Source organism: Intestinicryptomonas porci, assembly GCF_033971905.1.
Classification (GTDB): Bacteria; Verrucomicrobiota; Verrucomicrobiia; order Opitutales; family Intestinicryptomonadaceae; genus Intestinicryptomonas; species Intestinicryptomonas porci.
In genome coordinates, this window is sequence record NZ_JALBUT010000007.1 from 70549 (window position 1) to 84387 (window position 13839).

Annotated in this window: 8 protein-coding genes and 1 CRISPR repeat array; of the genes, 3 read left to right on the forward strand and 5 right to left on the reverse strand. The window is 42.1% G+C overall.

From position 1 onward, the window contains the following. Both MOX91_RS06820 and MOX91_RS06825 read left to right on the forward strand, forming a co-directional pair. Positions 1–2079 (forward strand): hypothetical protein, encoded by a 2079-nt coding sequence (locus tag MOX91_RS06820; RefSeq protein ID WP_370397335.1) that lies wholly within the window; start codon positions 1–3, stop codon positions 2077–2079. Between the two features lie 89 nt (positions 2080–2168). After that, on the forward strand, positions 2169–4577 hold the full coding sequence (locus MOX91_RS06825) for a GH92 family glycosyl hydrolase (protein ID WP_370397336.1): 2409 nt from the start codon (positions 2169–2171) through the stop codon (positions 4575–4577). A gap of 67 nt (positions 4578–4644) precedes the next feature. Here MOX91_RS06825 and MOX91_RS06830 read toward each other — a convergent pair whose 3' ends face one another. The 5 genes from MOX91_RS06830 to MOX91_RS06850 form a co-directional block, all read right to left on the reverse strand. Further along, on the reverse strand, positions 4645–6156 hold the full coding sequence (locus MOX91_RS06830) for a glucose-6-phosphate isomerase (RefSeq protein ID WP_370397337.1): 1512 nt from the start codon (positions 6154–6156) through the stop codon (positions 4645–4647). Between the two features lie 97 nt (positions 6157–6253). Next, a CRISPR array of direct repeats spans positions 6254–6883; the repeat unit is 36 nt; unit sequence GTTTTGACTTTACAACAAAGTGATCTTTCCAAAAAT. A 120-nt stretch (positions 6884–7003) separates the two neighbouring features. Beyond that, positions 7004–7402 (reverse strand): CRISPR-associated endonuclease Cas2, encoded by a 399-nt coding sequence (cas2, locus tag MOX91_RS06835; RefSeq protein ID WP_370397338.1) that lies wholly within the window; start codon positions 7400–7402, stop codon positions 7004–7006. Beyond that, positions 7399–8295, reverse strand: coding sequence for a type II CRISPR-associated endonuclease Cas1 (gene cas1 / locus MOX91_RS06840; RefSeq protein ID WP_370397339.1), 897 nt, complete (start codon positions 8293–8295; stop codon positions 7399–7401). The genes cas2 and cas1 overlap by 4 nt, the downstream gene beginning before the upstream one ends. A 1-nt stretch (position 8296) precedes the next feature. Continuing rightward, on the reverse strand, positions 8297–11665 hold the full coding sequence (gene cas9d / locus MOX91_RS06845; RefSeq protein ID WP_445972129.1) for a type II CRISPR RNA-guided endonuclease Cas9d: 3369 nt from the start codon (positions 11663–11665) through the stop codon (positions 8297–8299). Between the two features lie 63 nt (positions 11666–11728). Beyond that, positions 11729–12352 (reverse strand): YqaA family protein, encoded by a 624-nt coding sequence (locus MOX91_RS06850; protein ID WP_370397341.1) that lies wholly within the window; start codon positions 12350–12352, stop codon positions 11729–11731. 155 nt (positions 12353–12507) lie between these two features. Between MOX91_RS06850 and MOX91_RS06855 the strand changes: the two genes are divergently transcribed. Beyond that, positions 12508–13800 carry an acetylxylan esterase gene (locus MOX91_RS06855; RefSeq protein WP_370397342.1) on the forward strand — a complete coding sequence of 431 codons (1293 nt, stop codon included), beginning with the start codon at positions 12508–12510 and terminating at the stop codon, positions 13798–13800. Positions 13801–13839 lie beyond the last annotated feature (39 nt).

Sequence of the window (13839 nt, forward strand, 5' to 3'; positions counted from 1 at the left end):
ATGCCGCGATTTATAAAAATACTTCCCGCTTTGCTTCTGATTCCTCTTGCGGCGTTCGCAAAACCGCCGTCTGTAATGTTCGTCTATCCCGCAGGCGGAAAAACCGGCTCGACATTCAAAGCCGTAATAGGCGCACTCGACGCCGACTTCGCAAACGGAATTTCAATTTCGGGCAAGGGAGTTTCCGCAAAAATCATAAGCATAAACGAAATGCCTCCCGAACGCGCACAGGCGGCGGCAAAGAGAAACGAAGCAAAGGGAATGAAGTTTATCGAAGCCGAAATCAAAATTTCAAAGGACGCCGAAACAGGAACGCGCGATTTGCGCCTGACAAGCTCCGAAGGGGCTTCAACGCGGTATTTTTTTGAAGTCGAAAATTTATTGGAAATACTCGAAAACCCGCCGCATTCCTCAATAAAAACCGCGCAAAAAATCGATAAACTGCCTGCCGCCATAAACGGGCAAATCTACGAGGGCGACAGGGATTTTTACGAGTTCAAACTCGAAAAAGGCAAAACCTACGTCTTCGACCTTCATGCCCGAAAAATCCGCCCATACCTCGCAGACGCAGTGCCGGGATGGTTTCAGGCTACCATGCGCCTTTACGGGCAAGACGGAATATCTCTCGAATATGTCGATGACTTTCAAAATTCGCCCGACCCCGTTTTAATTTTCACTCCCGAAAAAACAGCGTCCTATTTTCTGGAAATAAAAGACGCGCTCTACCGCGGGCGGGACGACTTTGTTTACAGGCTCAGGGCGGGAGAGCTTCCGTTCATAAAGTCAATTTTTCCGTGCGGAGGCAATTCAAAAGAAATTACGGAAGTCGATGTGGACGGCGTAAACCTTCCATCAAAAAAGCTTAAAGTCTCAAAAGATGCGAAGGACTTGAATTTAAAAGAAATATCTCTTTCCAAAAATTCAATTTCATCAAATTCGGTTAAATTTGAATTTGAAGATTTGCCCGAAATCAAGGCGGAGGCGAATTTGCAAATTCCGCAAGAGCCGCTCAAAATTCCGTGCGTCATAAACGGGATTTTTAAAAAACCATACGATAAATTCCAATTTCTTATCAGGGCGAAAAAAGGCGAAGAGCTGACATTTGAAGTCCTCGGCTCGCGCCTGGGATACCCCGTTGACAGCCGCTTAAAGCTTGTCAATTTAAAAAGCGGAAAGCAAATTGCCTTTAACGACGACTTTGACGACGCCTCTTTCGGGCTTATAACCGCCCAGTTCGATTCCCGCATAATACACAAATTTGCAACAAGCGGAGATTTTCTTCTAATTCTTGATGAAGCCCAAAATAAAGGCGCGGACGACTGCGTTTTCAGGCTCAAAATAGCAAAACCAAAACGAGATTTGCAAGTTTTGCTCACACATTCAAATCCACAACTGCCAAAGGGAAATTTCGCCCCCCTCGGCATTTCAGCCGTAAAAAAAGGCGGCTGGGACGGAGACATTGAAATTATCGCAAAAGATCTTCCCGAAGGCATAACGGCGGAAAAATGCGTAATTCAAAAGAAAAAGAACTTTGCCTTTTTGGTTCTTAAAGCAAAGGAAACATGCAATGTTAAAAACTTTGAACCGAAGCTTTTTGCCATCGCAAAATTCGGAGATGAAACAAGGGAAATCCCCGTAACGGCTTCGGAAGAGCTTACGCAGGCGTTTTTTATCACGCACACGCTTCCGATAGAAAGCGCGAACGTTTCAACTCTGCCCAAAGCCCCGTTTAGGATTGAATGGGGAGAACTGCCGTCTTTGCCCGCAACAATCGGAGCGGGCAATACGCTTGAACTCAACCTAAAACTCGTCCGCGAAAACGGCTTTAACGGCAACATACGCATAACCCCCTACAAAACCGCCCGCGGCTTGCGCCTGCGCCCCATAACAATAAAGCCCGACGACCCTGCCGAGTTTCAGGTTTTCTTGCAGGCAAACAAAAATCTGCAAGGCGTTTTAAGCGATTTTCTGTATATTTCGGCAACATCGCGCAAGGGCAAAAACAACTATATCTATACCGCGCCACCGATAGAATACAAAATAATCGGCAGAAAGCAGACGAAGTTCAACGCAAAATAGGCTGCAACAAAACGCGTTTCTTGTGTTTTAAATAACAAACTTAATTTTATATTTGACACACAAGCGCACTTTATATTTAGAAAAGAACCATGAATTACTCCTTTTTCAAGAGGCCGATACTTTGCATAACCTTATTTTCGATTTCCGCAATGCTCTTTGCGCAAAAAAAAGAGCCTGTCGATTACATCAACACAATTATAGGAGCGTCCACTTCAAACTCCGCCGCAAAATCGGGGCACGGACTTGGCAAAACTTTCCCGGGCGCGGCAACGCCTTTCGGGCTTGTACAGTTAAGCCCCGACACAATTACGGGCGGCGACAACGGCCCTGGATATTCCTGGCATCATTCGACAATAGAAGGTTTCAGCTTCACCCATATGTCGGGCATAGGCTGGTTTGGCGACTTCGGGAACTTCCTCGTTATGCCAACGACAGGGGAAATCCGCACCACAAAAGGACTTCCGCCACGGCAGGACTTGAATGTTCCCAATCCTGAAAACAAACAAATAAAAGGCTGGCGGTCAAAATTTTCGCACGATACGGAAATCGCGAAAGCGGGATACTACTCTGTCATTCTCGATGACTATTCAATAAAAGTCGAGCTTGCCGCAGCTCCTCGTTCGGGCATGATGAAAATGACGTTTCCAAAGAGCAATCAATCGAACATCTTGATAGACCTCTCCCGAAGAATAGGAGGTTCAAACAGCGAACAGTTCATTAAAAAGGTAAACGCAAACACCATACAAGGATACATGAAATGCCCCCCCGAAAACGGCGGATGGGGAAACGGAGCGGGCAAGGGAGACTATACAGTGCATTTCTACGCGCAATTTTCAAAACCGCTTGAAAACTGCGGCTATTGGGAAGTAAAATATCCGGAAGAACTCTTAAAGAAGCGCAAAGTTGACTCCCACCAAAAAATAGAATTTTACGAAATGGCGGCAAACGCCGAAAAAAAACCCCTTGAAAAATCGGCGCAAGGCGCGCATATCGGCTTTTTTGCAAAGTTTGAAACAAAAGAAGCGGAAGAAGTGTTTTTGAAAGTCGGCATTTCTTTTGTCAGCATTGAAAACGCGAAGCAAAATCTGCAAAACGACATAAAAGACTGGGACTTTGAAAATCTCGTCAATAAAACGCGAAAACAGTGGTCGCAATCCTTGTCTAAAATGAAAGTTGAAGGCGGAAGCGAGCGCGATAAAACAATATTTTACACGGCATTATACCATACAATGATAGACCCGCGCGCCGCAAGCGACTTCAACGGAGAATACATTGCAGCCGACAAAACCGTAAAGAAAGCAGAAGGTTTTACTTACCGCACAATATTCAGCGGCTGGGACGTATTTAGAAGCCAATTTCCGCTCCTTACAATCATACGCCCCGACATCGTAAGCGACCAGATAAACACATTCGTCCAGCTTGCAGAGCTTACCCCGACGCACAAGGCAATGCTTCCGCGCTGGGAGTTCATGAATTCCTATTCGGGCTGCATGGTCGGAGACCCCGCAATATCGGTGATTGCCGACGCATACGCAAAAGGCATACGCACCTTCGACGCCGAAAAAGCCTTTGAGTTTTGCAAAAACACCACGCTAAAACGCGACGGCAACAATTATAATTTCCACAAAATCGGCTACTGCCCGAACTTGGTATCGCAAACGCTTGAAATTGCGTACGGCTCGTGGTGCGTCGGCAAACTTGCGGAACTTCTCGGCAAGGAAGAGGATACAAAAAAATTTTATGAAGTCTCTTTGAATTACAAAAACATTTGGGACGAATCTGTAAAATGGTTCAGGGCAAAAGACGCCAACGGAAACTGGACGCCATCAAAAATCAGAAAAAACGGAGAATGGATTGAAGTCCCTTTTGATAAAACACGCCACGACCAAGGCTGTGTCGAAAGCAACAACTTCCAGCAAGGTTGGTTTGTTCCGCACGACATAAAAGGCTTGAAATCACTTATGGGCGAAGAATTTTTCCTGCAAGAACTCGAAACGTTCTTCGACAACACTCCCGAAGATTTTATGTGGAACAACTACTATAACCACCCGAACGAGCCAAACCACCAGGTTCCGTTTATGTTCAACCACACGTCAAAGCCATACCTAACCCAAAAGTGGACACGCAAAATTTGCGACAAAGCGTACGGCAACGACGTTTTGGGGCTCGTCGGGAATGAGGATGTAGGGCAAATGTCGGCTTGGTATGTTCTTGCATCGGCAGGCATACACCCAATCTGCCCGGGAGACACCCGCTACGAAATAACAAGCCCCGTATTCGACAAAATCGAATTTAATCTCGACAAAAAATACCATAAGGGCAAGAAGTTCACAATCATCGCCAAGAACAATTCGCCCGAAAACGTCTATATAAAATCGGTTTCGCTGAACGGAAAGCCGTTAAACAGACTTTGGATTGACCACTCCGAAATCTCAAAAGGCGGAACATTGGTATTGCAAATGGACAAAAATCCAAACAAAAAATTGGGGCTGAAATAAAACTGATATTTGCCAAAGTCCATAAAAAAAGCGCGGAAAACCGCGCTTTTTTTATCCGACAAAAACCTTACTTTTGCATAAGCTTGAATATCAGCTCCTCGTCGCCGACATAACCCGATTTTTCCGCAAGCTCTTCTATGGTCAAATTCGGATTTTGCTCAATCAATGCCGATATAGCCTTTTTGATTTCCAAAATTCTGCCTGCCGCTTTCTTGCCCGCCTCAACACCTGGCTGATGGTAGGCATTTATGCCGATAAACGAAGCGTAAAAGCCCGTCGCCCTGTCAAACAGCGCAATAATTGCGCCGATTGATTTTTCGGAAACATCGGGCAATGTCAAAGTAATAGATTCCCTACCCTTTGCCGACAACGCCTCGCGCGTGCCAAGCAAGAACGCCCGCAAATAGTCTCCGCTTGTAATGCCGCCCTCTTCAACTTCAACAGAACCGCCCTCGCGGGATTTCAATACTTCGATAAATGTAACAAAGAAATTGTTTACGCCGTCCCTTAATTGCTGAACATATGCATGCTGGTCGGTAGAGCCTTTGTTGCCGTAAACGCTTATACCCTGCTCTACCCTGTTGCCCTGCAAGTCAAACTCCTTGCCGAGAGACTCCATTATGAGCTGCTGCAAATAGCGCGAAAGAAGCAAAAGCCTGTCCTTGTAAGGCAATATCACCATATCCTTTTTGCCCGCGCCACCCGTGCAAAAATACCACATCAAGGCAAGAAGCATCGCAGGATTTTTCATAAAGTCTTTGTTTGAAGTTGCCTCGTCCATCAGGCGCGCACCCAAAAGAAGAGCGTCAATGTCTATCCCCTGCAAGGCGGCAGGCAAAAGCCCGACAGCGGCAAACTCGCTCGTCCTGCCACCAACCCAGTCCCACATCGGGAAAATTTCTAAAAAATTGCGCTCTTTAGCGTAATTAAAAAGCTTGCTGCCGTTGCCTGTCGTCACAACCGAGTGGCGGGCAAAGTCAAGCCCCGCGTCCTCCCACTTTTTTTGAGATTCAAGCATGGCGTTTCGAGGCTCTGGAGTTCCGCCCGACTTTGAAGCAATGACCGCCAAAGTTTTCCCGAGCTTGCCCGAAAGACGCTCAAAAACCAAATCAAAACCGTCGGGGTCGGTGTTGTCCAAAAAGAAAACCGACATCTTGTCAGACGACGGGCGCGACAGGGCATCGGCGACAAATTCGGGGCCCAAAGCAGAACCGCCTATACCTATGCACAAAAGATTTTCAAATTTTCCGTCCGCACCCCTAATTTCGCCCGAATGAACTTTCTTTGCAAATTCCTTTATGCGCAAAATGTTTTCGTCTATCTGCGACTTCAATTCATCAGACGGCGCGAGAGAAGAGTTTCTCAGCCAGTAATGCCCCACCATGCGGTTTTCATCGGGATTTGCAACCGCCCCGCCGACAAGCGCATCCATATCCGAAAAAGCCTTTTGAATTTTATCGGACATCGAACCAAAGAAAGCGTCCGGGAAATTGACGCGGCTAATGTCAATGGAAAAACCGAGAGACGGAACTTCGCAAAAATATTTTTTAAAACGCTGCCAAGACATAATAAACCTCACAATTAAAAATTAATCCCCACAAACTACCCCCTCTCCCCGACTTTTTCAAGCCTTCTTTTTTAAGGAACTTCATAGAATTAAAATTGGCAAAAAATCATATAATAATATACAACAAAGTGATCTTTCCAAAAATGCACTCGAGCTTGCGCAGAAGTATGGAATAGTTTTGACTTTACAACAAAGTGATCTTTCCAAAAATGTAATTCAAAAAAACGCCGTAATCCGCTATGTTTTGACTTTACAACAAAGTGATCTTTCCAAAAATCTTAGAACCAAGCAATGCCGCAAGCTCGGCGTTTTGACTTTACAACAAAGTGATCTTTCCAAAAATGATGCCGTCGGTGATATTGCGGGCATTAAGGTTTTGACTTTACAACAAAGTGATCTTTCCAAAAATTGATTGTCTTTAAGGCATCTCTGCACCATTGTTTTGACTTTACAACAAAGTGATCTTTCCAAAAATATGAAGAATTGAAGCCCTGTCCATTTTGCGGTTTTGACTTTACAACAAAGTGATCTTTCCAAAAATTCGTCCGACGGTTCGCCAACCGTAAGCTTTGTTTTGACTTTACAACAAAGTGATCTTTCCAAAAATCGAAAGACAGTTTATTCTAAGGCTCGACTTGTTTTGACTTTACAACAAAGTGATCTTTCCAAAAATGAAAATTCTCTGATTTCTGAAATGATTTACGTTTTGACTTTACAACAAAGTGATCTTTCCAAAAATAATATTGACACAAATATTTATTGTGCCAATATTTAAATAAAATTTTTGTTGTAAAGTCTTAACTGATTTTGCCGAATTCCATGCTCTGCTTAGCACCTTGGAATTCGGCATTTTTATTTTTCAAAACAACAAAAAGTTGTTGTTTTCATCTACATCGTATTTAGGTTCTTCTTTTTGCAGACTGTCAAAAAATTCTATTTGCTTCGGAATCTTTTCCAACTTTTTTGGCGCGCGACACACAAGTTTACTCATTCCCCATTGTTTATCCGTAAAAAACAACAGTCTTATATCCCCCGTTGTCGGCGCGTAAGTTTTAACGCGTTCGTAATACTTCATCATTTTTTCCAAAGAAACGCACGGACGCGAATAAACGGAATATTGAATCATTATAAACCCATCATCCAACAATGCCTTTCTAAAACGCGTAGCCTCTTTACGCTCTTCCTCCAAAAGAACGGGTAAATCAAACATTGCCATAAGCCATCCCATTCTAAACGGACTTTTCTTTTCAATTTTCATAAATTAAGAATCGGAGTCCATAAAAAATCCGCTTTTTTATAGCGATAAACGTTGGCAAGACTTTCACAGACTATATCTACGCTATCCAAAAGTTTTAAGCTGTTTTTAGCTTTTTGTACCCGATACTCTTTCAAAAATTTTCCGAAAAAAACAGACCACATCCGAATTGATAAAACATCGGAACTGAGGACATATTTATACAAGGCATAATCCACAAAAGCTCTGAAAGGCTCTATTACATCATAAACTAGCGGAGTATTTCGATAATACGTTTTATGATTTACTCCTAATAAATAATTCAATCCGGAAACAATAATGCTTCTGTGAATAATACCTCCTAAAATTCCGTATCCGTAATTCAGCAAAACATTTATTTTTGACGATTCATCCTGAGAATTTCTACGCCCACCAAGCTCTCCCATTCTTGGAAAATAATGTTTCCAATATTCGCGCGCAAACCACGCCTCGTTCAATTCAGTTTTAGAATTCAAAAACATCTGCTCCATTCTTGAATTAACAACCCCCATATTTTTAAGGCAATTAACGCTGTTTGTAATCTTTGAATGCAGAAGCCGCCGCCATATCGCCGAATTTAAATTTTTATTGCCGGCAGATTGGTTTAAAACAACTTTAGCGTCGTATGTGCGTATATTCGGCAGTGTTATGCCAACGGGCTTAAATTTTTTACAATGTATTACTACGGCATCTATATCCGCAAGCTCCGTCAACAAAGAGCCACTGATAGAAGTTGCCTCGTTTAAAATTACAACGGCGCGCAAATCTTCAATAGCTATTCTCCCTATCTCCTTACTATCTTTTTTACATACAAGCATTCCCCTCTCCTTCGAGAGTTTGCATCCAAAATCGGTTATATGCAAAATATGATAGCTCATTCTAATCCAATTTTATTCGCTTCATTCCCGCATTCATAAGATTGTTTATGTTAATTGCATTAACTGACACTCCATTTGAATCAGTAAGTTTAGTATCTCCTTTTGTTTTTATTGTATTCAAAACATAAACACCTTTTTTTAATAATATTACATTTTTATCATTTAAAATATCATTTTCTAATTTCACAAGGCAACCAGTTTTGAATATGCCACCAATCTCGACAAAATCACTGTGTTTATTCAACTCCTGTATAACTTGAATTTTTGAAGAATGAGCATATATCGGAGTAACTTTATACTTTCCTTTCAAGTTTTTCCAAACAATTTGCCCTTTGTGAGTCTTACCGCGCTTGTATGCGCCACTTCCGTCTTTCGACAAGTCCTTATATTCATTGGGCTTGCCCACGTTAACTAAAACCCTTTTCACGCGAGTTCCCTTGCCGAACTTCGAAGGCAAACGCAAATTCTCGCACCAATTTATCCATTCGGATTCGTTAGGTTTTGTTTTAGCAAAATCTCTCACAATATTTCTTATGTACTTGTTTACAATCTTGTCTTCTTTAACCAGCTTTTCCAAAGTTCCCAAATTGTATTTGGGATTCAATCCAGTATAAGCAAGATCTTTTAAATTATACTTCCGTTCTATATAAATTTTGCCGTTTCGCTCTTTCTTAGAATAGAAAGTTTCTTCTAGACTCGGTTTTTTTACCGCGACATTATTTGGAATTATCGCGTCCAAATATTTTCTAAAAAATTCTTCAGCTGAAATTTTTATAGATTGCGGAAATATTCTGTCCAATTTTACCTTGCGAGCGTCTTTGCCCGTTGGAGCGAAACAAAGACACATTGCGTCCAGTGCATGGTGCTTGTTGTTTTTCCTGTTCTTTTGGTCGAGTTCTTCGAGTTTTTTAAGGCGTTCCTCGTTTGACAAAATTTCTTTTTCAAAATCCTCAATTTGGTCAACATATTTTCTCAAAAATCCGGTTTCCTCAATTTTGGATTTCAACTCGCTGATTTTCCTTAAAGTATTTTCCCTGTCTTCGATATTTTCTTTTGCATTTAATTTGGATTTTAATTCGTCCAAAATCTTAACAGCCTCCTCCGTAGACCAGTCCTCACGGAGAATTCTATTTAATTTGTACGCGCTTCGTATTCTCGAAGTCATTCCTCCGGAAACGGTAAACACTTTTTTATCTCCCTTGTTGCCAGCATATTGGAAGCCAAAATGCAGGCATGCTATGCGCTGTGCAAGCTTTGAAACCCACGCAGTTTCAGCCAATGCCGTATATTTTTCCACAAGCGTTTCCGCGTCTTTTTCGACGAGAAGTTTGCAACGTTTCGCGCCCAATTCATACTGAAGTTTACGTACTCGGTCTACATAAGAAGCCCAATTTATGGGATTGGAAGAAAGCCACTCAAACGGAGTTCTATCGCCCTTTTCTTTGTTAGTGGATTCTTTTGTCAAAACATAGTTATACATTGCGTCGGGACCTCCCCTGCTTCTTGGAACTATGTGCTCTATTTCAAGATTGGGAACTTCAGTTGGCTGTAAAGCTTCTCTCGTATAAATACAAATTCCTTTCTGCTTTCTAAACAATTCCCATTTGAGCAATAGCTTATTACCTTTATACTCCGGATGCAGATTATCCATATCCTTTGCATTTTTAAGCTTTTCTTCCCTGCGCTTTTTCATCGCAATATGGAGATCTTTTTTGCGTTTTTCGCCCAAGAAATCGTCTCTTACAAATTCAATTACAATTTTATCGGGAATGCCGAATTTAGCTTCCAACCTTTTTAACTGAGAATAGAAGAAAAATAACCTGTGCCTTACAATCGGATCGTTTTGAGAGCCTATAAGCTTGTTAATTTCATCCTCCCTTTTTTGCACGGAAAAATCGGCAAGCTTGAAATTTTCAACATCGGGAATGTATATTGAATTCCACTCGACCTTTCCCATCGCTTTCAAAAATAGTAAATCATCTTTTACGAGCCCCTTTTGCGGATTTTCATTTGAAATTTTTTGCAGACATTCCTCATAATATTCAGCAGGAGACTTCCCAGAAAAAATCAACCCATGTAAAATTTTCATTGCTGGTCTTGAAAAAGACGCACGACCGCTTTCTTTAGGAGACTCTATTTTCGACTGATTCTCGTCTAATATTTCTGCCCCGATTTTTACCATAAATTTTTGCATATCGCGCGCGCCGACCTTGTATTTGCTTTTCTTTGCGATTGCGAAAAGCTCTGTAAATTCGTCAAAGCTTAACGATTCGATATTTCTGTTTCTGAAAAAACGCAAATTCAGCAATTTAAACGCCGTTACGATTTCATAATACAGCAAGTCGTCATTGTTTTTTATTTTTTCAAGCGGCTTGATTTTGCATACATTTAAGCGCGGAATAAGCCTGCATTTATCAACAACTCGATTGTCAAATCTCGGAATTTTCTGGCCAAGTGCACCTTGCCAATCCGTATCAGCCCCGCGCTTCAAATTGAACTGCTTTCTTAAATTCGGACAGTATGAGGCATATTTTGTTTCCGACGGGCCGTATAAAAAATACTTGGACTTTCCGGCGAGTTTCGGATACTGCAAAGTCGCCATCTCCACAAGCTTTATAAATTCCTTTTCGACACACTCGCATGGCACAACATAGCCCTTTGCTTTTTCAGAATGATTATCTATCCTTGTCAAAACCTCTTCAGGATTTTTAGGATTCCACAATCCCATTTTTGCCGCCTTAAAAAAACATGGATATTCATATTTTGAACGCGCTTCCAAATTTTCCAAATTCAAAAGAAGCTCATCAAATTGCGTTTTAAACAAATTCAAACTTTTTTCATACTCGCTTCCGTTTTCCTTTTTTGATTTAGAATCTCCGCCTTCTTTCCATGGAACCTCTTTGTCATATCCGCGATTTTGAATTGCCGAATTTAAAGCCTTGAAAACTTGCCAGCTTTCAAGTTTTTCGCCCAAAATCAATTTGCATCTCAAAGCAATGCCACAATAGCAAATATCCTCTCCTTCAGATGGAAATTCTTTTTCTAAGCGCATATCTCCCTTTTGAATGAGTTGCCATTTACCGTCTATAAGACCGACTTTCCTTCGTTTTAAGACTTCAATGCCGCATTCCTTCAAACATTTTTCGAGCCACATTTCGCGTGCTATATGCCCCTTTCTCAAACGGCATAAACTTCTATTTAAGGCAGCAGTTTTAGTTTCAGCAAAATCCGCGTCCAACAATAAAGACTGCACATCTAAAAAATCCAACCCAAACCTTACGGCATAGCCAAAAGAACCTTTACCAAGGTCGAATCCCCATACTTTTAAATTGTCGTTTTCTTTAGAATAAAATGCATTTAAATTTTCCATGACAACAAAATGTTACCATGGAAAAATTAAAAAGGCAAACAAAAATTATTTTAATTTGGGATTCTACCCTATAAATTTGATAGCGGCGAAACCTGTCAATAATAGAATAAAAAATAATGTCGCTATCAGGTTAAAGTATTTATCTATCCATTCTTTTGCTTTTGGTCCGATAAGGTATATTATAAATCCTACAAGGAAAAATCTTCCGCCCCTGCCGACAAGCGACGCCAAAATCAAAGTTATTAAATTCAGGTCGAAAACTCCTGCCGCTATCGTGAAAATCTTATACGGAATAGGCGTAAATGCCGCACCCAAGACTGCCATAAATCCGTATTCTTGGTATAAATTTTGTACATAGTCAAAATGTTCGTGCGTAAATCCCGGTATATAGGCGTAAAAGAAATCCTTTAAGTTGTCCCATGCGAAATACCCTATCCACCAGCCCAAAATTCCGCCAAGAACCGAAAACAACGTGCAAATTCCCGCAATCTTCCACCATCTTTTAGGATCGCAGAAAACAAGAGGTATCAAGAGAACATCGGGAGGTATCGGGAAGAATGACGACTCCGCAAACGAGAGTATCGCAAGTGCCCACAGACCGTAAGGCGTTTCCGCCCATGCGATGATCCAATCGTATATTCTTCGTAAAAAATTGGGTTTCGGAGATTGCGCAACTTCTTCTTTCATAAAAAATTCAAAGGTTAAAAGATTTATAATGCGCAATGTCTTAAACGCTGTAAAGTTTGTTTTTATCAAAATAAAATCTTGAAGGCTTTTTAATTTTATAGCATAAATTTTCAATTCTTCTGTATTGATAACTTTGCAAAAGAACGCAATTTATTATGAAAAAAAGCACTATCCTACTATTGTCAATTTTCGCGTGTTCTACGATATTTGCGGAATTTGCCGTAAGCAATTCTGCGAAAGAAAACATCGCAAAAATTGGCGAAACCATAGAATTTTCCGCGGTGGACACTCCCGAAGACGCGCATTTTGAATTGAAGCAAAACGGCAAGCGCGTAAGTTCGGGACAATACAGCGAACCTGTAAAATTTACCGCTGAAATTCCCGCATGGCTTGAATTTAAAGTGTTTGCGCCGAAAATCAAAGAAGGCGAAAAAAAGCGCGAGGAAAAAGCATGTGGCGTGGTTGTTGCTCCCGAAAAGCTAAAGCCCGCAACCACCGCCCCGAAAGATCTCGACAAATTTTGGAATGCGTATAAAAAAGAAGTCGAAAAGCAGTCGCCAAAGAAAGCAAAGCTTACCAAAATCCGCGATTTCAATGCAGACAAAAGCCCGTACGGCGCGGAGCTTTACCGCTTTGAAGTCAAAGTCGATAACGCTGAATACGGCTCAATCGGCGGCGTGGTTGCAGACGGATACATTGCAATTCCCATCGGCAAAGAAGAAAAGATGCCAATCGTTGCTACTTTTTACGGAGCGGGTTCTTACTCCGCCGATTTGCGAGACGCTGTAAATTTCGCCAAAGAAGGCGCAATCGGCATTTCAATGAATCCGCACGCAATTTCGCCCGACTTAAAGGACGAGGCGCGTAAAGAGTATATCGATAACAAAGTCCATCTTGACGGCGGTAAAATTCCGTACCGCAACCGCGGCATAACCGAAACCCCGCAAGATGTCTATTTTACGGGAATGTTCAAGCGCGTTTACCAAACCCTGCGCCTTGCGATGTCCCGCCCCGAATGGGATAAGCGCAACATTGCAGTGCGCGGATTCAGCCAAGGCGGCGCGCAAACGATAGTTGCGGCATACCTATGCCCGAAAGTAAACGTCATAACGCCGCTCTGCCCCGCGATGTGCGATAACGGCGGCGAAAGCATCAAACGCCGCTCAGGCTGGCCCGACTGGGTTCACAACGAAACCATGACAACCCAGCTCGAAAACGGCAGATATTTCGACCCCGCGCTTATGGCGTCAAAAATCAAGGCAAAGATGTATGTAGGAATCGGTTTGATAGACAACACTTGCTCGCCCACTGCAGTGACTTCAATGTTCAACAATTACGCGGGCAAGAAGCAAAAACTCTATATGCAAGGCGTCGGACACGGCTGGAACGACGAATGGTCAAAAACCGAAAAGGATTTTATCCTGACCAATATCGGGCTTAAAAAATAAAAACCAAATATTAACTTTATAAGAGGAGGTATTGCCCTC

Bases quoted from the DNA above. Each gene is read 5' to 3' on its own strand.
- MOX91_RS06820 (WP_370397335.1), top strand. From the start codon at position 1: ATGCCGCGATTTATAAAAATACTTCCCGCTTTGCTTCTGATTCCTCTT.
- MOX91_RS06825 (WP_370397336.1), top strand. From the start codon at position 2,169: ATGAATTACTCCTTTTTCAAGAGGCCGATACTTTGCATAACCTTATTT.
- cas2 (WP_370397338.1), bottom strand. From the start codon at position 7,402: ATGAAAATTGAAAAGAAAAGTCCGTTTAGAATGGGATGGCTTATGGCA.
- cas1 (WP_370397339.1), bottom strand. From the start codon at position 8,295: ATGAGCTATCATATTTTGCATATAACCGATTTTGGATGCAAACTCTCG.
- cas9d (WP_445972129.1), bottom strand. From the start codon at position 11,665: ATGGAAAATTTAAATGCATTTTATTCTAAAGAAAACGACAATTTAAAA.
- MOX91_RS06850 (WP_370397341.1), bottom strand. From the start codon at position 12,352: ATGAAAGAAGAAGTTGCGCAATCTCCGAAACCCAATTTTTTACGAAGA.
- MOX91_RS06855 (WP_370397342.1), top strand. From the start codon at position 12,508: ATGAAAAAAAGCACTATCCTACTATTGTCAATTTTCGCGTGTTCTACG.